We start from the raw sequence: 21426 nt of genomic DNA, 5'->3' as shown, positions 1-21426 counted from the left end.
ATGGACTGCTTGTTGAACATGTCCTATCTCAATTGATGAGTGGTGAAGGTGCCTGGGTCAGCTGTATTTTCAATGTATTAAACAGATTTTACAATGCTCATGACCATTTTCGCAGAATGCAGTGCCGCTTTTTCTAAATATTGATCAAAGGAAACATCTGATTCCTTGCCTGCAATGTCGGATAGTGATCGAATGATAACAAATGGAACCTGGAATTGATGTGCCACTTGAGCAATGGCGGCCGCTTCCATCTCCACTGCCTGTAAGCCAGTGAATTTATCACGAATCGCATCCACACGCTTCGGATCATTCATGAACGAATCGCCAGTAGCGATCAATCCGGATACCACCTGTGCGTCTCCGAGTTCCTTTACACTATTGATAGCGGTTTGCTTCAATTTCTCGTCTGCAGTAAAGGCTGCCGGCAGCTGTGGTACCTGACCATATTCATATCCGAATGCTGTTACATCCACATCATGATGTCTTACTTCAGTTGAAATGACAACATCCCCAACATTTAGAGAAGGATCGAATCCTCCTGCTGACCCTGTGTTGATGATGCAGTCCGGCTTGAAGTGCTGCAATAGAACAGCCGTTGACATCGCTGCATTCACTTTTCCGATACCTGAACGAAGTAAAATCACTTCTTTGTCATGCATAGTACCACTTGTATATTCACATCCTGCGATCGTTTCCACTGCAGGATTTGAAATATTCTCTCTTAATAGGGCTACTTCTTCTTCCATTGCTCCGATGATGGCGATTTTCATTATTTAAACCTCTTTCTACTGTTTAGTCGCCTCCATGATCCACACAAACGTATTCACTTGCTTAAAACGGACCGAAAACCCATTCTCATGTAATAACTCTCTCAATACATCCAGAGTGGTGTAATATTCACGTTTTAAATCTTCAGCAAGGTTATCATACTCTTTCTTCATTGCCAGGGATATGGCGGCTTGATAATGCTGCTCCGTTTCAAACATCGTATCAGCAAATACTATTTTACCACCTTGTACTAGAAGCTTTCCATAGATGCCGAAAGCTTTTCCCTTTTCTTCATCGGTTAAGTGATGAAACGCATATGAACTTACAATGGAATCGGCTCCTCCTTCTATAGAAAAATCCAGAAAGTCTCCGTCTCTGAAGGTAACCTGTTCCCCAAGCTTTTGCATTCCAATCGCTCTCATTTCCGGGGAAGGTTCGAAGGGGATGACCTCAAGTCCAGCTTCCAATAATTTCTTGGTAAGATTTCCTGTACCGGGTCCAAACTCCACGACTCTTCCCTTCGAATGGGATGCGACTTCCTCAAGAATCGATTCATAATGTTCGAAAACCGCTTGATATTCCACGTCTTTCCCAGTCACTGTATCATCATAAGAATCCGCCCAGTCTTCGAACAGATCCAAAAACTCTCTACCCATGGTTCAGCACCTCAGTTGCATTAAGTTTATAATTCCTATAAACATACTATGAATTAAAATTAAAACTGTTATTAAATTATCATATTCTCCTGACTAATTCAACAAATATTATTTGTAAAAAAAGGAGATGGGCACTAAAATAAAGATGGTCAACCCATCTGGATCAACGTTATGAAGGAGGTTTCCCCCATGAATATTTCATTTGATTTAATTGAAGATAAAGTAGAATTTTTCGAAGCGGACAGTATGCGGACGCTGGAGAAGAAGGTAGACGAGCAAATTCAGCATAACAAAGCCATCATGCTCTCCGTCCACCATGTGGATCATGCCGTTTCCATCGATGAGAATGGCAGAAGATTGTACAGTGCGGCGGTTCATTTTAAAGTGAAGAAGTAACCATGGGTAAAGGCCCTTCCTTATCGGCAGGGCCTTATTTTTATGTTTTCATAGATAGCAACGGATTTCCTATGTATCAGTAGGATGATGCCGGTTATTTTTGACCAACATTCAGTTAGGACGAGGTAAATCCAGCCGAAATGGAACTTAATCCAGCCATTTTACATTAATTTTTTAAAAACAAAACATCAATCTAACCACTACACAAAAAAAAGAGAGCCCTTAGGACCCTCTTCTCCAAACTTCACATTAAGAAGCTTTATCATTTTCCTTTAATTCCTGAACTTTCGTCGGCTGCCAACCTTTGCCGTCTACCCACTGCAGATATACGCGATAAGGTGTCTTTGTATCCTTTGCTGTCACGGTGGCCATGGACTTCTGAGGACCGCCATTCCCTTCGACCCACCAAACGGTCATATTGGATTCCTGAATGCCGGTTGCATATGAAACAGCCTTAATTTTTTCCTGCCAGTCGACAGTGCCTTGATCATAAGAAGAGACGTGTTCACCTGTCTGCTCAGTCCCAATAGGCTTCCAGTCAGGATGCACCATCGTTTTCGCCACATTAGGTTCGTCACTTTCCTCTACTTGCATCTTGCTGTCATCTTCTCCATCTAATGCGACATTTTCTTTACTGTCATCAGAAGATTCGTCTTGCTTTTGCTCATCTTCTTTATCATTTTCTTCGTCAGCTTTATCCTCTGAATCACTGTTTTCTTCCATTGAAACAGATTTATCGCTATCTTTATCTTCTTTTGCGCTTTTATCGCTAGTAGCATCTTTTGTCTCTGAATTCTTAGGAGCGTCTGTTGTTGCTTTTTCGTCTCCTCCACCAAATACAATGGTGCCTCCGACAACGACAATCAATAGAAGTACAACTGCAATCATGATGTTTAGAATTTTATTTGTATTTCTCTTGGTTCGTTTATCTAATCGAGATTGGTATTTCGCCATTGTGTTCCCTCCCTATTATCCTAAACATTTTAACATGATAAGAGGAAAAGAATAAAGCGAAACATTATCCAGCCTGCCTACAAAGGGAAAATGGTCACAGGAAGGAGGTATTGCCTATCATTGATTTTCAAGTCGATAGATGGCATCGACGCCATCTTTGAAGATGGGGTAGATTCCCCCTTCGTTAATGGTCACGTCCATGTTGACGGCAACAAGGGCGTATTTGGGATTTTCGAAAGGGAAGTAGCCGGCGAACCATTTATTATATAATTCATTTGCCTTCACTTTTTCTCCCCGGTAATTTCCGGTCTGTGCGGTTCCGGTCTTTCCAGCGATGGTGTAGGCGGCCGTTTGCAAATAGGTTGCCGTTCCTTCCGACGAGTTCACCACGCCCCTTAAATATTGTTGAAGCTTCATGGCCGTATAGGGGGTGATGGTCTCGCCCTCGATCTTCTGTTTAGGGAAGGAAAACATATTGGACCCATTTTGATACTGTACGGACGATACGGCACTCACTTGAAACTTCTCTCCACCCCTGGCAATGGTAGCCATCATATTCGCGATACCGAGCGGTGTGACCCGGACTTCTCGTTGTCCTATTCCTGTCTGGGAAACATAGTTCGAATCTTTTCTTTCATCGTTGGATACAAAAATCCTTCCATCGCTCACCTGCAGCTGTGGAAAATCTTCGTAATGAAAAACGTCTCCTTTCCAAGAGATATCACCGATTAACCCAATCTTCTCTGCGTATTCATCCAGGAGATGATCATCCTTTTCCGTCAGCTCTTTCGCAAGGTCCGCAAACGTCCGGTTACAGCTAACTGCGATGCTGCTCTTAATATTGATGTTCCCGTGAGGCTTTTCCGCTGCTCCACCACGGATATCTTCATCACACGGAAAAAGCCGTGTCTCATCAACTAATCCTTCATCCATGGCTGCAGCCGCCACGACGGTCTTGAACACAGATCCCGGGATCAGTGCTTTCAGCATGTAATTCGTCGCCCCCCCACTAAAAGGATCACGGCTTTTCATGGCAGGTCTTGAAACACTGGCGAGTATTTCACTTTTTTCAATATCAAGAAGAAGCAGTCCCCCCTTCTGAATGTGATACGTATCTGCCACTTCTTCCAAGGCAAGCTGCATATCGGCATCAATGGTCGTTTTAACATTCAAAGGGTAGAATGGATTGGCCGGTGCCAGGTACTTAACATCTACTCCGAATAATGGTCCACCTCTTGCATCGACATGATAAATCAGCTTTGCTTCCTCTTCCGCGACCAGCCACTCATCAAAATTCTCTTGAAGCCCTGAGACCCCGATTTTCTGATTGGCACCCTTCACTCTGTCTGGGTACCTTTCGTGAAATTCATTTGTGTTTTCACCCGTTACCCCAATCAGCTGCGAAGCAGGAACATCACTGCTTTTAAACTTTTTCGTTAGAGCAAATACCCCCTGGATTTCAAGTGAATTAATTTCTTTCATCTGCTCTTCCGAAAGCCTAAAGGGCTCTTTCCCGCCGAAAATGATAGGGCCATTCGCTTCCTTCACTTTTGATTGAATCGTTGATGCAGGGACATGAAGGATATCTGCTACTTTCTCCACTGGCCATTCCATTTGGTCAAGGAAAGGAAATAGAACCAGGACGTTTTTTTCAGTAAACGTAAGGGGGACGCCGTTTCGGTCTAGGAATTCTCCCCTGCCTTCATCGATCACCAATTGCTGCGTCCGTTGTGTGACACTTTCTTCAAGGAGATTGATTTTATGATCAGAATAAGATTCGGTTTGAAATAATTGCAGCTGCATCAATCTCCCAGATAGAGCACAGAAAGCAAGTAATAGGACGATACTAAACAGCCTGATTCGTTTCCGTTTCATTTTGTCACCTCGTCCACATTGTTGACGAGAATCATATGAAATAATCTTCTTGAGGCATAAAAAAAGAAGGGACTCACATTGTGAGTCCCTTCTAAACAAAATCAGCTTACTTCTACAATCTTAACGCTCATTTCCCCGCCTGGAGTCTGAACATTCACTTCTGCGCCTACTTTATGACCAAGAAGGCTTTTCGCGATTGGTGAATCATTCGAAATCTTTCCTTCGAATGGATCAGCTTCTGCACTACCAACGATGGTGTAGGTTTCTTTATCACCGTCTGGTAATTCGACGAATGTCACTTTTTTACCTAATTGTACTGTATCTGAATTCATGTCATCTTCTTGAATGATTTTCGCGTTGCGAATCATGTTTTCTAATGTAGAAATACGACCTTCGACGAATGCTTGTTCATCTTTCGCTGCGTCGTACTCGGAGTTCTCGGATAAATCTCCAAAGCTGCGAGCGATCTTGATGCGCTCAACCACTTCTTTACGTTTAACCGTTTTCAAATTCTCTAGTTCTTTTTCTAACTTTTCTTTACCTTCTGCTGTCATAGGAAATACTTTTTCTGTACTCATGACCCTCTTCACTCCTTTTCTCTCTAAGAGCTTTCCCGTACTCTATATGTAAATGTGCTACGTATGTAAAGGGAGGGAATGGAGGGAGAATCTCTTCTCACTCCATTCCCTGCTTCTTTACAATGTGGGAAAATGTAAAATCTAGCCTATATGTCTTTATCTATGCTATCGTATTACAAAAATGACTTTTGTTCAAGAATTGTTTGAATTTTTGTTACCATTAAATCGATCGCCACGTGATTATGGCCGCCTTCAGGGATGATCACATCGGCATATCGCTTTGTCGGTTCAATGAATTGATTGTGCATCGGACGAACGACTGTAATGTATTGATCGATGACGGAATCGATGGAACGGCCGCGCTCTTTAATATCACGAAGCATTCTTCTGATGATGCGAAGATCAGCGTCCGTATCTACATATAACTTGATATCCATTAAGTTACGCAATCTTTCATCTTCTAATACTAAAATTCCTTCTAAAATAATGACATCCTTCGGTTCAACAAGAATCGTCTCCTCAGAACGGGTATGCATTTTATAATCATAGACCGGTTTATTAACGGACTGATGATCTAAAAGGCCGTGCAAATGCTGAATCAACAGATCATTATCAAAGGCTAGCGGATGATCGTAATTCGTTTTCAAACGTTCCTCGAATGGTAGATTGGACTGATCTTTATAATAATAATCCTGTTGCAGCATTAAAATCGAATGACCTTGAAATTGCTCATAAATGGCTTTGGTGACACTTGTTTTACCAGAGCCTGATCCTCCTGCTACACCGATCACAACGGGTTTCTGCTTCATAAGTATTAGATGTTCTCCTTTCGCATCATGTTATCAGGATATACTCTCTGATAAACCTTGAATTTCACAATTTGTAACGGGTGACGGGCTACTTCGATTTCATTACCCCGCTCATCCCACAATTTCTCTATTACCTGAGTAAAGTTGGAGATTTCAGGACCGAAAAATTCTACTTCCTGTCCGGTCTTAAAATGGTTCCGTTGCTGCAGTGTGACGATTTGAGTTTCTTCATCGTAGTCCAACACAAGACCGACAAATTCATAATTTGTGTTCTTCTTGTTATGGACCCCGAACATCTGCTCCTTGAATCCAGGTACGCCTTCAAAAAATGCCGGAGCAGTGTCACGATTCGCACATTTCTCCAGCTCCTCGAGCCATTCTTGTTGAATGACGAAGTTGTCTGGATCTTTACAATATTCATCAATCACTTTGCGGTACACACTAACGACAGTGGCCACATAGTGAATGGACTTCATGCGTCCCTCAATCTTCAAACTGTCAATTCCCAATTCGATCATTCCCGGAATGGATTCAACGAGCTTCAAATCTTTCGGGCTCATGGCAAAAGGAGCATCATTTTCATTATAAAGAGGATTCTCTTCTCTGCCGTTCAATTCATATAAATCATAATCCCAGCGGCATGACTGACAGCAGCCTCCGCGGTTAGAATCCCTGGCCGTCATGTGGTTACTTAGCGTGCAGCGTCCTGAATAAGCAATACACATGGCTCCATGAATGAAGGTTTCAATCTCAATATCCACCTTTTCTTTCATTTCCTGGATTTCTCTTCCACTGGCTTCACGGGCAAGTACTACGCGATCAAGCCCTTCTTCTTTCCAAAACTGAACAGCTTTCCAGTTAGAAAGGGACTGCTGCGTGCTTAAGTGCACCTCCACTTTCGGAGCCACTCTTCTGCAAGTCTCAATGATCAGAGGATCAGCTACAATGATTCCAGCCACTCCAGCTTCCTCTAATCCACGGAGATATTCTTCCAGTCCATCCATGTTTTCATTATGGGCATAGATATTTGTTGTCACATAAATCTTTGCACCATATTTCTTTGCAAACTCCACGCCTTCTTTCATATCATCAAGGGTGAAATTACCGGCATTTGAGCGCAGACCATATTCCTGTCCACCGATATAGACTGCATCTGCCCCATAATGGACAGCAATCTTCAATTTCTCCAGATTTCCGGCAGGAGCCAGTAGTTCAGGTTTCTTCACAATGACACGCTTTCCGTCCACCTGTTTCGATATGGGCTTTTTTACAACCGTGGTCATCATTACGCCTCCGTTCTGACATCTTCATCGTGTACTTAATACACGGTTTCTTTAAAGAAAAATCCTGTATCCAACGGACGATTTTCAGGTTGCAGTCTTTTCGCTTCTTCTAAAAACCCGTCTTTCTGATCATCATATTGATCTTCATCATCCGCACACAAATCTATTGCCTTACGATATAGTTTTGTTATCTCAAGAATATATTGAGAGGATTTCATCACCCCATCAATCTTGAAGGAATCGACACCTGCTTCCATCATTTCACCAAGTTCATCAATAATGCACATATCGTTCGGGCTCATGATATGCGTGCCGTTTTCGTCCTCGAAGATTGGGTACTTATTATGGCGCTCTTCATCGTGTAAGAACATATTGCGCTGCTCTTTTCGATTCTCGATTCCCATCGCTTTTCCTCGATATTCAAAATAGTTACCGAGCAGTGAACGTTTTGATTGGAACATACAGGTCATACCGTGGACCTGTACCTCGATTTCGACCTCTGCATTCTCTTTCATCTCAACGATAGTCTCCATACTCAATTCACGTGCCAAGACAGCACGTTTAGCGCCTTTTCGTCCCCAGTAATTGCAGGTGTACCAGTTTGTGGCCGTCGTTTCCGTATTCCAATGAAGCTTCATCTGAGGAGCTACTTCTCGTGCAGCCATCAATACAGCAGGATCACCGAACACGATGGCGTCAGCCCCTGCTTCATCAAGAGCAGCGATATAATGATCCAGTTCTGAGATTTTATCATTATGAAATAGGGCATTCATCGCCACATACACTTTCTTGTTGTGTTTGTGAGCCAATGTTATCGCTTCACAAACGGCTTCCAGTGAAAACTCTCCGGCAAGTCTTAATCCATACTTCTGTTCACCTATCATGAAGGCATCGGCACCTGCAGCCGCCAACGGTTCAATATCGGATACACTTGTAGGGGTTACGAGTAATTCCGGCTTTTTCACCATTGATCACCTCTTTTCTTACTGATGGCGATACCGTCACCGACAGGTAAAATAGATGTATCGAATTGTTCATGATTCATCAGCCAGGTATTATAATTCTGCAGCTTCTTCACCATGTTCCGTATTCTTTTCTGCTCAACCTGTACCTCGGCAACCAGACCTTTGAATAAGACGTTATCCGAGTAGACGACTCCGTTCTCTGTAAGCATGGCTGAATATAGGTCAAAGAACTTTAGGTACTGACCCTTGGCAGCATCTATAAAGATGGCATCAAACGGACCATGCTTTTTCACTACTTCAGAGAGCTCTAGCGCATCACCGAAAATCGTGACAATTCTATTGCCATCTTTGGATCGGGAGAGAAAACGTTGCGCAGCCTCGAACCTTTCTTCATCCCGTTCAAGTGTGACAACTGTCGTCTCAGGGAGTGCTTCAGCCATCCGAAGGGCTGAATATCCTATAGCAGTTCCGATTTCAAGGATCCGCTTTGGCTGTTGGATCCGTAACATTCCCAAGAGCGCTTCGATTCCGACCAGCTCCATGATGGGAACGCCATGAACTTCTGCATAGTGTTCCATCTCAGAAATTAAGGCAGGACGTTCTTTCACAATTGATTCTATATAGCCAATCACTCGTTCATTCATATATAAGCCTCACGATCATGATCATAAATGATATCGGTAGCGCTTCTTTCTTAGACAACATGAAAAGAAGAAAGCTACGATCAGCTTTCTACTTTTCACGCCTATCAAGATAACGCCCGTATATAAAAATAACTTGTACTATTTTACCACACAGAGAAGAGGAAAGCGAATGTTTCTTTCCTCTTCTCATGGGGCTATTCCTCTTTGTTGGTGATATATTTTGCTTTTTTCTCGTTATGCTCATCCAGTGTTTCAGAATAATACACCGACCCATTGGAAGCTGCCAGGAAATAATAATACTCTGTATCCTCTGGCTTCAGAGCTGCTTCAATCGATGAAATCCCCGCATTTGCAATCGGACCAGGCGGCAATCCCTTCACTTGGTACGTGTTATACGGTGATTCGACTTCAAGATCTTTGTACACGGTTTTTTCCTTATGTTTCCCTAGGGCATATAATACCGTTGGATCTGTCTGAAGTGGCATTCCTTCCTCCATCCGATTATAAAATACGCTTGAAATCTTCCCTCTGTCTGCTTTCTCCGTCGCTTCTTCTTCAATAAGGGAAGAAAGGGTGAGAAGCTTGTGAGGAGTATAATCGTTTGCTGCCATGGCTTCCTGATATTGAGCCAGTACTTCATTCGTTTGAGCAATCATCTTCTTCAGGATGGCATCTAAAGAAGGCTTTTTCTCATAAAAAGGATACGTCGCAGGATAAAGATATCCTTCCAACGGCCGCTTAATATCTTTGTTCAGTATTTCATCTGTAATCAGTTCCGGATATTCCTCTTTTAATTGCTCGAGCCATTTCTTATCATTTAGTTTCTTTTCTATTTCTTCTTTTTTATATGGAGACTTTTCAGCAATGATCTCTGCTATCTGATCTAATTGAAGTCCCTCTGGAATGGTAATCTTAAACTCTGCTTTTCTCATGACCTTACCAGTCTTTAAGCTATTCACAATTTCATTCAGGGTCATGGAAGGTGTCAGATCATAAGATCCTGCCTGAAACCCTGCTTCATTGTTGAATTTCACATAATATTTAAAGACCGTAGAATTCTTTACGATCCCTTTTTCCTCAAGGATTTTCCCGATGCTGGTCACACCGGAGCCTATAGGTATGTCCACTTTTACTGGTTTTGTATTATCCGGGTCTACGGGCTTAAGGGCAGAATTTACATAAAGGTATCCACCAATCGCCGTTCCCCCTATAACAATGACTAGACAAAGAATGACAAGTCCTACTATTTTTCTAATGACCTTTGCCTCCTCTTGTCTCTCAAGCAGTTTCTTCATAAGTGTTTCTTTTACCTTTTTCTTTTCTTCCAAAGCGTTCATTTCCCCCTTTCGAGCAAAAAAGCGGGCTATCCGTTATGCGAAATTCGACATCATCTCCACTATTATACAATATTTCGCACAAAGTGAAACAGGGACCTGCAAAAAGGGTGAATTTTTTGTCCCTTTTTGCGGTCCCTGTTTCGTATCCTTATAACGACGACTTATTCTGCGTCTTCTTCTTCGTCCAGGAAAGTGTTTAACATTTCTTCAATCATGTCCCACTCTTCTTCTGTTTCAATCGGCTTTAATTCGCCTTCCTGTCCTTCGTCACCAGGCATGAATGCAGAAGCATGAATTTCAATTTCTTCTTCGTCATTCTCATCTGCTCCAAGTGGATAGTAAAGAACATAAGACTTTCCGAATTTATCTGATTCAAACGTGAAAAGAACCTCGCATAACTGCTCATTTCCTTGTTCGTCAACTACTGTAATTTGTTTTTCTCCGTGTTCCATGAACATTCACCTCATCATTTTTGGCTGTCAAGGTATCCTTGAAGGATCATCATCGCAGCCATTTTGTCGATTACTTTCTTACGTTTCTTTCTGCTTACATCGGCTTCTAAAAGCACTCTCTCAGCAGCCATCGTGCTTAGTCTTTCATCCCAATATTTTATGGGAAGGGACAACTCCTGATGAATCAACTCTCCATAAGCTTTAGACGCTTCCCCACGTGGGCCGATTGTGTTATTCATGTTTTTAGGCAATCCAACGACAACGGTGTCCACCTGGTATTCATCGGCAAGTTCCTTTATTCGATCCACCCGGAACACGCCCTGGTCTTCGTCAATCTTAATGGTTTCAATTCCTTGAGCTGTCCAGCCAAGCTCATCGCTGATCGCGACTCCGACTGTTTTAGAACCAACGTCTAAACCCATTACACGCATGTATTATCCCTCTTTGTGCTGTTTCAAATACGATTTGACTAATTCTTCGATGATCTCATCACGTTCCAAGCGGCGGATGATATTTCTGGCATCTTGATGTCTGGGAATGTAAGCCGGATCTCCAGATAATAAGTATCCTACGATTTGATTGATTGGATTGTACCCTTTTTCCTGCAAAGCATCATGAACCTGCAAGAGCACTTCCTTCACATCATGTTCGAACGGCTCCTCTGAGAAATCAAACCGCATCGTTTTGTCAAAAGAACTCATTTTTAGCACCTCTCTTTAGGCTTGTCTTTTTGACAACCGAATTGTTAATCGTTACCTACATTGTACACCACTTTCACACGGAGTTAAACGGATTTGACCCATTCTTCTACAAATTGCAGGGCTTCCTCCACTTTTTCAGGGTTTTTCCCTCCAGCCTGGGCCATGTCCGGACGGCCTCCACCGCCTCCACCACAGCGTGAAGCGACTTCTTTAACCAATTTTCCTGCATGATATCCTTTTTCGACTAAATCAGCCGTAACTCCTGCAATGATGGTCACTTTGTCGTCACCAGTTGTTGCCAGTACGATCACCCCGGATCCAAGCTTCTGTTTAAGGTCGTCCATCATCGAACGAAGCCCGTTGCTGTCACCGGCAGCCACTTTTGCCGAAAGGACATTCACACCATCAATGACCTTCACTTGGTCCGTTAAGCTTCCTGCTTCTATGTTAGACAACTTTGCGGATAATGATTCATTCTCTCGTTGAAGCTCCTTCATCTCACTTAATAAAGAATCCACACGATTAACAACTTCCTTAGGATTCGCTTTCAGTTTAGCCGCAACATCCTTCAGTTGAGAAACTTGATCATTCAATACTTTGTATGCATTTTCGGCTGTTACAGCTTCAATCCTTCTGGTACCGGCACCGATCCCGCTTTCAGATAGGACCTTGAATAATCCGATCTCTGACGTATTGGAAACGTGACACCCTCCACAAAGCTCCAAGCTATAATCTCCGATTGAGACCACACGCACTTCTGAACCATATTTTTCACCGAACAGAGCCATGGCTCCCATCGCTTTTGCCTCGGATAGTGATTTAAGGGCTGTGTTGACCGAAATCGCTTTCCACACCTTCTCGTTGACGATGGTTTCGATACGTTCAATTTCTTCCTGTGAAACAGATCCGAAATGAGAGAAGTCAAAACGAAGACGATCCGGTTCTACTAATGAACCTGCTTGGTTGACATGATCTCCAAGGACATCTTTCAGTGCTTGATGAAGGATGTGAGTAGCTGTGTGGTTTTTCTCGACCTTGCTTCTCGATTCACGGGAAACCTTGGCCAATACCTCTGCACCTTGCTGGAGCGTCCCCTCTTCTACGACTGCCGTATGAAGATTTTGTCCATTAGGGGCTTTCTTCACATTCGTTACAGAAACTTTCACGCCTTCAGCTTCAATATACCCTTTATCTCCGATTTGTCCGCCGCTTTCAGCGTAGAATGGAGTCTCATCAAGGATGAACTGACATTCCTGACCTTTATTTACTTTCGGCTGGCGCTCATTATCCACCAATAATTCAAGGACTGTCGATTTGCTCTCAAGTGTGTCATACCCCACAAACCGGCTTTCCACCGTAATATCACTCAGGATTCCACCCTGCACCTGCATGCTTCCTACATCCTGACGAGCAGCTCTCGCTCTTTCGCGCTGACCTTCCATCTCTCTTTCAAAGCCTTCGTGGTCAACAGTCAAACCTTCTTCTTCAGCGTATTCTTCCGTTAATTCAACAGGGAATCCATACGTATCATAAAGACGGAAAACATCTTCACCAGGGATAACCTTGCTTCCTGCTGATTTTTGAGCTTTGATGATGGATGAAAGAATGGATAAACCTTCATTCAGCGTTTCGTGGAAGCGGTCTTCTTCATTTTTCACAACTTTTTGGATGAATTCAGCTTTTTGCTTCACTTCCGGATAAAAATCCACCATGATTTCAGATACAACGGGAACCAATTCATACATGAACGGGCGGTTGATTTCGATTTGTTTAGCAAAACGGACCGCACGTCGAAGCAGTCTGCGTAATACATACCCGCGACCTTCATTGGATGGAAGGGCACCGTCACCGATAGCAAATGAAACCGTTCTGATATGGTCGGCAATGACTTTGAACGCTACATCGGTGTCATTGTCTTTGCCATAAGACTTCCCTGAAATTTCTTCCGTTGCCTCGATGATCGGCATAAATAAATCTGTATCAAAATTCGTAGGCACTTCCTGAACTACACACGCCATACGCTCTAGACCCATACCTGTATCGATGTTCTTCTTAGGAAGCGGAGTATACGTTCCATCAGGGTTATGGTTAAACTGTGAGAACACAAGATTCCACACCTCAAGATAACGGTCGTTTTCCCCACCAGGATATAATTCAGGATCTTCGGGGTTGTCACCGTATTCAGGTCCACGATCATAGAAGATTTCTGTATTCGGACCACTTGGACCTTCCCCGATATCCCAGAAGTTCCCTTCGATTCGGATGATCCGTTCAGCAGGTACTCCTACTTTTTTGTTCCAGATATCAAACGCTTCATGATCTTCAGGGTGAATCGTAACGGAAAGCTTTTCAGGATCAAAACCAACCCATTTTTCATCCGTCAAGAACTCCCATGCCCATTCGATTGCTTCTACTTTAAAATAGTCGCCGATCGAGAAATTCCCGAGCATTTCGAAGAACGTATGATGACGAGCCGTTTTCCCTACGTTCTCGATGTCATTGGTACGGATCGATTTCTGCGCATTCACGATTCTTGGATTTTGAGGGATCACACGCCCATCAAAGTATTTCTTTAATGTCGCTACCCCACTATTGATCCATAATAGAGACGGATCTTCATGTGGAACCAATGATGCACTCGGTTCAACACCATGCCCTTTTTCCTGAAAGAAATCTAAAAACTTTTGACGAATTTCTGCGCCTGTTAATTTGTTCATGTCAAGCTTCCTCCTTTATATGTATGGGTAAAAAAGAATACAAAAAAGCCCTCATCCCTAAAACAGGGACGAGAGCTGTTTCTCGCGGTACCACCCTGGTTATGAATAAACATTCGTTCATTCATCCCTCAATACACCTTAACGCGGCTGGACGGCAGGCTTTACCTGCACTCAGGATTAGCATTCGGTTATCCTTCATCTGAAATCCCTTGCAGCCAAAGGGGATTTCTCTCTGTCAGATGGACTATAACGTACTGGGTCCTTCATGGATTTCATGTTATGCGAATACTTGTATATGTTGGATTATAGAAATATTCATTGTATTTGTCAATGATCATTCCCATTTTTCAGCTCTTCTTCGTTTTTCATATAAAGAAAATGGGTGCGTCCGTGTAAAATTGCCACCTTTATGACGGCAAGAAAGGGCACTGCCACGATCATTCCGATCACCCCACCCACTTCGCCGCCGATGATCAGTGCCCCCATGATGAAGAGGGGGTGCATATGAAGACTCTTCCCGACGATGAGCGGCGATAAGATATTCCCCTCCAGAAACTGAAGGATCACGACCAGAATGACAACGTAGATCACCATATTAACCGAAATGGTACTGGCGACAAGGGCTGCAGGAACTGCCCCAATGATAGGACCAAAATACGGTATCACATTTGTGACCCCAATGATCAAACCAAGGATCAGAGGATATTTCATCCCGATCAACCACAACGTGACGGCTGAAATGCTCCCAATGATCAAACAAACGAGTAGTTGCCCTCGAATATAACCACCTAAAGATTCATCCACATCTCTGGAAAATGAAATGGCACTTTGCCTCCATTTCTTTGGAGTGAGCTGCCACAGAAAGGCTTTTACCTTTGTAATGTCTTTCAATAAATAAAAAGATACGAAGGGGATGATGGCAACGATAAGTAAGCTGTTCATGAACTTCAAGAGTGTCGCGAGTACCAAAGCCACCAGTCCCGTCACCCATGCTTCAAGCCCGTCGATTCTCTCTTCCAATTGCGACTGGATCCCGTCCGGCCATGTCGAGGTCTCACTTTGAATCACATGAAGCCACCCCTGATACTGTTTAGTGAAAATGGGGGCATTCTCCGATAAATCTCTCAGTTGATGGATGACAGCAGGAGTCCCTTTATAAATAGCATATCCCACTCCCCCAAAGAAGAGGAGATAGATGAGCAAGATCGCGATCCCCCTATGAATACCGGCTTCATGCAGCTTCTCCACGACCGGATGAAGAAGGTACGCAATGAACCCGCCTATGACGAAAGGGAGCAGGGAGAAAAATAAGACCTCTAATACGGGATGCCAAACAGGCTTTAATAAAAAGAGAATATAAAGAAATAGTGCAAGAATGAGGGCTATCGAAAGCCTGTATAACCATTTTACATAGGTATTCTTTTCTATCGTGATCACCTCCATCCCTTCTTCTCTATTGTTAGGAAATATGAGGTAGTTTTATTCATGGGGTTTAGTTACCCTGAATGAATTGATTTTATAGATGGATTTTGGATTTCACTTAAAAAGGGTGAATCATATGGTAAAAGAGATGGATCCTCCCCTCTAATAAGGCTAAAAGGATGGCCAGTTCGTCGTTCTGGAATTTATTGCGTTAAAACAGGCAGTGATTGCGTCATTATTTTATTATTTGCGTCAAAATCAATCATGATTGCGTCATTTTTTTCATTTTATGCGTCATTTTCCATTTACAACCAATTCTATCAAGTCACGCATAAAAAGAGACTGACCCTCAATGAGCCAGTCTCTTTCAGCTGTTAAAAAAGTTTCTTTACTTGTTTACGGATTCGTTTCATTTGTCTCTGACTCATCATATTGGATCTTTGAGAATAGATGGAAGCAGCGATCCCTGCTCCAAAACCAACGATGGATGCAAATGTTTTATTCAAGAAAGACACCTCTTCCTAGCTTAGTCGGCGTTCTTCCTCATCAAATAAGTCATCTAAGGAGCTCAGCGATCCATCCTCTTCTACCTGGTGAGTATGAATGACACCCTTAGACAAGGAAAGCTCGATATAGCATCCCCAACAGTAATACTGGTTGATGCCGATCTTTCCAATATCTTTGCTCTGACAATTTGGACATTTCATCGGTTTGTTCACCTCGGGTCACACCAGAATATGGTGATTATTCCCTACCATCATGACCAACCAGAGCCGATTTTATACTTATTTAATGAGTTAGACGCACAAACGTTGCTGAAACAACAACGTTCTTATATAGTGTGAGATAATTTCCTGATTTCATGAGGAGTAACCTTTTCCATAGCATCCAATGAATTTTTTTATGAGATCGTAACGGATTCTCCACTTTCTTCATTCACATAATCGATTTCAAATCCTAAATCTTCAAGCATTTGATGATCCGCTGTTCCTTCCTGACCTGCTGTCGTCAAGTAATCACCGACAAAAATGGAGTTTGCCGGATAAAGACCTAATGGCTGGAGACTGCGCAGGTTCACTTCACGCCCACCTGAAATCCTGATTTCTTTTGTCGGATTAATGAAGCGCATTAAACAAAGGACCTTCAAGCAATATCGAGGGTCAAGTTCATCGGTTCCTTCAAGAGGAGTACCGTCGATGGCATGAAGAAAATTGACCGGGATGGAGTCCGCATCGAGTACTTTCAAGCTGTTAGCCATATCTACTACATCTTGAAGTGTTTCTTTCATACCGACGATAATCCCCGAGCACGGTGATATCCCCTGTGCTTTTGCCTGTTCAACTGTATTGATTCTGTCTTCATATGTATGGGAAGTGGTGATATTTTCATGATGGTTACTGGAAGTATTGATGTTATGGTTGTAACGGTCCACCCCTGCCTCTTTTAAGCGATTTGCTTGATCACCCTTTAATAATCCGAGACATGCACAAACCTTTAAATTATATTGTTCTTTGATTTCTTTCACCGCTGAAACCACGTGATCCACTTCCCGATTGCTCGGGCCACGTCCACTGGCAACGATGCAATAGGTGCCGACATTCAGTTTGTGTGCATTTTCGGCTCCCTTTAATATCGTTTCTTTATCTACCATGCGGTACTTCTCGATCGGCGCATCAGACACGCTCGACTGTGAGCAGTACCCGCAATTCTCAGGGCAGAGACCTGATTTTGTATTGATGATCATATTTAATTTCACTTTGTTTCCGTAATAATGTTTTCGAATCAGATAAGCGCCATGTAGTAATTCCAAGAGCTCATCATCCGGGCTTCGCAAAATCGATAATGCTTCTTCATTGGTTAGTTCAGCTCCCCCGATGACCTCTTCGGCAAGTTCCTTCCACGTTTTCATATCGTTTCCTCCCCCATTATGCTGCTCGATTCAAGTTTCTGAATGTGCTTTTGGAAAGCACCGACTTCTCTAAACGATGAGCCATCACTCCTGCACAGACAGCTAAGATGATGTCTTTCGGCAATGGAACGACCATCCATGCCCATGCCATCTTATAAGTGAATCCTTCTGGAGCCGCAGCCCAAAACTTGTAAGCAGCATACATCCAGTTCGTGCCGACCACATAGTTTACGATCATGCCGACCAGTGCAGCGAAGATGTAAACCTTCACGCTCTTATGTTTTTCTACCAATTTACCGGTGATATAGGCTGTAAAAATAAATGAAACGATAAATCCGAAGGTCGGGCTTATAATTGTTGACAATCCCGCTCCAAAACGTGCAAATACGGGTACTCCAACCAACCCAACTAAGGCATAGACCGTCATGGAAATCGCACCGATCCTGCTTCCGAGTATCGCACCTGCTAAAATGGCAAAAAAGGTCTGTAACGTAATGGGAACTCCCCCCACTACCATGAATGGTACGAATGTTGTAATATTTGCCCCGATTGCCATCAGAGCGACAAACATCCCTGCAAGTGTAAGATCGATCGTTCTCAATTTTCTGTTCATCTGTCTTCCCCCATCTGTCGTTTATCTACAAGATAAGGATATCGCCTTCACTGAATATATGTCAACTTAATTTTATAAACAGTTAACAAAAAGCACACAAAAAAGGTTGATGAATGAACCATTCCAAAAGTAGAAATGGTCATTCGTCAACCTATGCTTTCATAAAATCGTACGGAGTAATGCCTTCCATACCAATCATCGGATCCTCATTCATCAGGAATTCCTCGATGGGGATATCTTTAGAAGAGGATTCATGCTCTTCATTTGCTTCATGACCCTGCAGGCTTCTCAGTTTCTCACTCAAGGTCGTCTTTCTGAGAAAATCATCTTCTCTCTCCACACCCAGCCTGAATGCATCCAGTTCCCCGCAAAGAATGAGAAACTGCTTGCTTCTGGTTATGGCCGTATACAGGAGGTTCCTTCGTAACATTCGGTAATAACTTTTCACCACGGGCAGAATCACAATGGGAAACTCACTTCCCTGGGACTTATGGATCGAGCAGCAGTACGCATGGGTGATTTGCATGAGGTCCTGTCGTGTATAGGTGACCTCATTTCCTTCGTATGACACAATGATCATATCCTGTTTCTCGGTGTTTTCCTTCGCATAGAAAATTGAAACGATTTCACCGATATCTCCATTGAAGACATTGTTTTCAGGCTGATTGACAAGCTGAAGAACCTTATCCCCAATGCGGTATTTCACATCCCCGAAGGCAAGTTCCTTTCTTGTCCCATCGTTACTGTTGAATATTTCCTGCAGAAGTTCATTCAAGCGATCGATTCCAGCCGGTCCCCGGTACATGGGGGCAAGCACCTGAATATCTTTTGGTGTATAGCCTTTTTTCTTGGCATTCTCCACCACTTTTTGAACGACTTCTGAAATTTGATTGGTTCTGCAGGGGAAGAACGAACGATCCTTTTGCTGTTTTGTCAGATCAGCAGGTACTTGTCCCCTTTTCATGCAGTGAGCGAGTTCGATAATCGAAGAACCCTCCTCCTGCCTGTAAATATCCGTCAATCTGACTGTCGGGACTACTTCCGAATTCAATAAATCCTTCAGAACCTGACCTGGACCGACAGAAGGCAATTGATCTTCATCCCCGACAAATATCACTTGAATATCCTCAGGGAGAGCCTTCATCAGTTGATGGGCAAGCCAGGTATCGACCATGGACACTTCATCAACGATCAGCAGTTTACCTTCGATGGCCCTTTCTTCATCGTTTTGGAATCCTTCCTGACCATTCCACCCAAGAAGTCTGTGGATTGTCATGGCGGGAAGACCTGTCGATTCAGTCATCCGTTTCGCTGCACGTCCTGTAGGGGCCGTCAGCAAAACGGGGAACGGCTCATCTTTATAGTCCTTCGGATCCAGCGAACAGCCGTGCAAATCAGCGAACAGTTCGACGATACCCTTGATGACGGTCGTCTTACCGGTACCCGGCCCTCCTGTCAACAGGAGCATCGGGGACATCAAGGCCGTTTCGATGGCTTCCTTCTGTGAAGGTGCATATTGCACGCCCAGCCGGTCCTCGAGGGCACCGAGTGACAACAGAAATTCCGATTGGGGGAATTGATCTTTATACTGTGTTTGAGACAAGATTTTTTCAATATTTGTTACGATCCCTTTTTCAGAAAAATAGAGAGATGGGACATAGACCTTCGTCCCTTCCCCTATGACCTTGCTTTCTTCCTCAAGGGACACTAGCTGACTCGAGATATCCGTATAGTCGATGGTTTCCGGCTGACTTTTTTCAAGCAGCTCCTTCACCGTTACGATCAGTTCTTCCGCTTCCAAATACACATGGCCCTGCTTGACGCACGTTTGCTCCAATGTATATAAGCAGCCTGCTTTGATACGGTCCGGATGGCTGCCCGTAAGGCCAATCTTCGATCCCAATTCGTCTGCCCGGGTAAACCCGATTCCTTCGATATCCTCCACAAGCTTATAAGGATTTTTTTGAATGATTTCAAGGGCCTGTTCTTTATAAGCCTGGTAGACCTTCATGGAGATCTGTGGGCCGAATCCGAGGTCATTCAGCATGATCATGACCCGTTCAAGACCCTGATGCTCGGTAAGCGTATCATAAATGCTCTTCGCTTTTTCTTTTGGAAGTTTCGGTATTTCATCCAGGAGGTTCGGGTTTTCGAGTATTTTACTGATGGCATTTTCCCCGATGTGCTCCACAATCTTCTCAGCTGTTTTCTTGCCGATCCCTTTAAATAGGTCACTTGATAAATAATGGACGACACCTTGTGTGGTTTGGGGGATTTCCTTCTTGAAATGTTTCGCATGAAACTGCATGCCAAATCTCGGGTGCTCCTGGAAACGTCCGTAAAATACATAGGTCTCGTCTTCATGGATTTTAGGGAAATTTCCGGTTACGACCGCTTCTTTATCCTCATAAGAATCATTCGTTTCGTCCACCCGGATTCTGACTACCGTATAGAGATTTTCCTCGTTATGAAAAATAGTGACAAGGTGCCTTCCTTTAACAAAGATTTCTTCTTCGCCAAACAGCTTTAAAGAGTCTTGCTGGCTCAAGGTATTGAACCCCCTAACTATTCGCTCTGTTCATTTTTAAGCTTTTCGATCATTTTGATGCCATATCCCGCCAACATATGATCCGGTTGAACTTCAACAGCTTTATTGAAATACGTCAATGCCGTATCTGCATCATCTTTATGGCCTGCATAGGCAACACCTAAGTTATAGTAAGCATCGGCGTGCTCGGGATCTGCTTCTACCACTTGGGTTAATTGAGCGATCGCTTCTTCATATGCTTCCACTTTGGCAAGACAAAGTCCCAATTGGAAGCGAGCCTCTACGTCTTCTTCATTCATTTCAACACTTCGTTGTAAGTACGGAAGAGCCAGTCTCGGCTGCTCTAACTGGAACAGACTGATTCCAAGCATAAAGAAAACGTCTGCATTCTCCATTCCTTTTGAGATCGCCTTTTCAAATTGATCCTTCGCTTCGTCAAAGTGATTTTCATTAAAGTACAGGTTCCCAAGGGAGTAATAGGCAGCCCCTGCATTGTCGTCAATGGAGATCGCCCGTTCAAAGAACTTTTTCGCCTTTTCGTTGTCGCCCACCGTCATCAATACATTCCCGAAGTTAATATACCCTACCGGATCCTTTGGACTTTCTTCAATGGCTTCTGTAAATAGCTTTACAGCCTCTTCCACTTTCCCTTCTTGCAATAACTCAATACCTTTTAAATTTTTATCCAATGTAAACACCTCTATATAGTCTATTATTTATGTATGTATCCCTGCTTATCGATACTAGTATAACATAAGGGACACCCTACAATGGAATTCATCCATGATGAAAAAAAGGA

The 21426-nt window shown here is 43.3% G+C and carries 22 protein-coding genes and 1 other annotated feature; of the genes, 1 reads left to right on the top strand and 21 read right to left on the bottom strand.

Going from position 1 to position 21426, the window contains the following annotated elements:
• Positions 1–77: 77 nt before the first annotated feature.
• Positions 78–770, bottom strand: coding sequence for a 5'-methylthioadenosine/S-adenosylhomocysteine nucleosidase (mtnN, locus tag LCL96_RS03420; RefSeq protein WP_224940055.1), 693 nt, complete (start codon positions 768–770; stop codon positions 78–80).
• A gap of 15 nt (positions 771–785) precedes the next feature.
• Positions 786–1424: a class I SAM-dependent DNA methyltransferase gene (locus tag LCL96_RS03415; protein ID WP_224940054.1), complete on the bottom strand. Its 639-nt coding sequence runs from the start codon at positions 1422–1424 to the stop codon at positions 786–788.
• 189 nt (positions 1425–1613) lie between these two features.
• On the opposite strand from LCL96_RS03415, the gene LCL96_RS03410 reads away from it, so the two are divergent.
• Positions 1614–1820 carry a DUF2536 family protein gene (locus LCL96_RS03410; RefSeq protein ID WP_224940053.1) on the top strand — a complete coding sequence of 69 codons (207 nt, stop codon included), beginning with the start codon at positions 1614–1616 and terminating at the stop codon, positions 1818–1820.
• Between the two features lie 249 nt (positions 1821–2069).
• On the opposite strand, the gene LCL96_RS03405 is transcribed toward LCL96_RS03410, so the two are convergent.
• The 19 genes from LCL96_RS03405 to LCL96_RS03315 all read right to left on the bottom strand — a co-directional run bounded on the left by LCL96_RS03405 (position 2070) and on the right by LCL96_RS03315 (position 21316).
• Positions 2070–2774, bottom strand: coding sequence for a YrrS family protein (locus LCL96_RS03405; RefSeq protein ID WP_224940052.1), 705 nt, complete (start codon positions 2772–2774; stop codon positions 2070–2072).
• A 117-nt stretch (positions 2775–2891) separates the two neighbouring features.
• The gene (locus LCL96_RS03400) at positions 2892–4649 is read right to left on the bottom strand and encodes a peptidoglycan D,D-transpeptidase FtsI family protein (protein ID WP_224940051.1); all 1758 of its coding nucleotides are present in this window, start codon (positions 4647–4649) and stop codon (positions 2892–2894) included.
• 101 nt (positions 4650–4750) lie between these two features.
• On the bottom strand, positions 4751–5227 hold the full coding sequence (gene greA / locus LCL96_RS03395; protein WP_034760526.1) for a transcription elongation factor GreA: 477 nt from the start codon (positions 5225–5227) through the stop codon (positions 4751–4753).
• Between the two features lie 173 nt (positions 5228–5400).
• Positions 5401–6036: a uridine kinase gene (gene udk, locus LCL96_RS03390; RefSeq protein WP_224940050.1), complete on the bottom strand. Its 636-nt coding sequence runs from the start codon at positions 6034–6036 to the stop codon at positions 5401–5403.
• A 5-nt stretch (positions 6037–6041) separates the two neighbouring features.
• Positions 6042–7319: a peptidase U32 family protein gene (locus tag LCL96_RS03385; RefSeq protein WP_224941277.1), complete on the bottom strand. Its 1278-nt coding sequence runs from the start codon at positions 7317–7319 to the stop codon at positions 6042–6044.
• 35 nt (positions 7320–7354) lie between these two features.
• Entirely contained in the window at positions 7355–8284 is a 930-nt protein-coding gene (locus tag LCL96_RS03380) for a peptidase U32 family protein (RefSeq protein WP_224941276.1), read from the bottom strand.
• Positions 8281–8928, bottom strand: a complete 648-nt coding sequence (locus tag LCL96_RS03375; protein WP_224940049.1) for an O-methyltransferase — start codon at positions 8926–8928, stop codon at positions 8281–8283. Before LCL96_RS03375 ends, LCL96_RS03380 begins: the two co-directional genes overlap by 4 nt.
• Before the next feature lie 194 nt (positions 8929–9122).
• Entirely contained in the window at positions 9123–10265 is a 1143-nt protein-coding gene (gene mltG, locus LCL96_RS03370) for an endolytic transglycosylase MltG (RefSeq protein WP_224940048.1), read from the bottom strand.
• Between the two features lie 161 nt (positions 10266–10426).
• Entirely contained in the window at positions 10427–10717 is a 291-nt protein-coding gene (locus tag LCL96_RS03365) for a DUF1292 domain-containing protein (RefSeq protein WP_201713580.1), read from the bottom strand.
• 14 nt (positions 10718–10731) lie between these two features.
• A complete protein-coding gene (gene ruvX, locus LCL96_RS03360) occupies positions 10732–11148 on the bottom strand; it encodes a Holliday junction resolvase RuvX (protein ID WP_224940047.1) in 417 nt (138 codons plus the stop codon).
• Positions 11149–11151: 3 nt separating this feature from the next.
• A complete protein-coding gene (locus LCL96_RS03355) occupies positions 11152–11418 on the bottom strand; it encodes an IreB family regulatory phosphoprotein (protein WP_034757362.1) in 267 nt (88 codons plus the stop codon).
• Positions 11419–11501: 83 nt separating this feature from the next.
• The gene (gene alaS / locus LCL96_RS03350) at positions 11502–14135 is read right to left on the bottom strand and encodes an alanine--tRNA ligase (RefSeq protein ID WP_224940046.1); all 2634 of its coding nucleotides are present in this window, start codon (positions 14133–14135) and stop codon (positions 11502–11504) included.
• A 61-nt stretch (positions 14136–14196) separates the two neighbouring features.
• Positions 14197–14411, bottom strand: a binding site (T-box leader).
• Between the two features lie 51 nt (positions 14412–14462).
• Positions 14463–15563, bottom strand: a complete 1101-nt coding sequence (locus LCL96_RS03345) for an AI-2E family transporter (protein ID WP_224941275.1) — start codon at positions 15561–15563, stop codon at positions 14463–14465.
• 368 nt (positions 15564–15931) lie between these two features.
• A complete protein-coding gene (locus LCL96_RS03340) occupies positions 15932–16072 on the bottom strand; it encodes a YrzQ family protein (protein ID WP_224940045.1) in 141 nt (46 codons plus the stop codon).
• A gap of 6 nt (positions 16073–16078) precedes the next feature.
• Positions 16079–16264, bottom strand: coding sequence for a hypothetical protein (locus LCL96_RS03335; protein WP_034757353.1), 186 nt, complete (start codon positions 16262–16264; stop codon positions 16079–16081).
• 194 nt (positions 16265–16458) lie between these two features.
• Complete coding sequence (bioB, locus tag LCL96_RS03330; RefSeq protein WP_224940044.1) at positions 16459–17466, bottom strand: biotin synthase BioB; 1008 nt, start codon at positions 17464–17466, stop codon at positions 16459–16461.
• Between the two features lie 16 nt (positions 17467–17482).
• A complete protein-coding gene (locus LCL96_RS03325; protein WP_224940043.1) occupies positions 17483–18079 on the bottom strand; it encodes a biotin transporter BioY in 597 nt (198 codons plus the stop codon).
• A 151-nt stretch (positions 18080–18230) separates the two neighbouring features.
• Entirely contained in the window at positions 18231–20627 is a 2397-nt protein-coding gene (locus LCL96_RS03320; protein ID WP_224940042.1) for an ATP-dependent RecD-like DNA helicase, read from the bottom strand.
• 17 nt (positions 20628–20644) lie between these two features.
• Positions 20645–21316, bottom strand: a complete 672-nt coding sequence (locus tag LCL96_RS03315) for a tetratricopeptide repeat protein (protein ID WP_224940041.1) — start codon at positions 21314–21316, stop codon at positions 20645–20647.
• Between the last annotated feature and the right edge of the window lie 110 nt (positions 21317–21426).

The organism is Rossellomorea aquimaris, assembly GCF_020172085.1.
GTDB lineage: Bacteria > Bacillota > Bacilli > Bacillales > Bacillaceae_B > Rossellomorea > Rossellomorea aquimaris_E.
The sequence above is the reverse complement of the archived record's forward strand: the minus strand, read 5'-3'. Positions and strand labels throughout refer to the sequence as shown.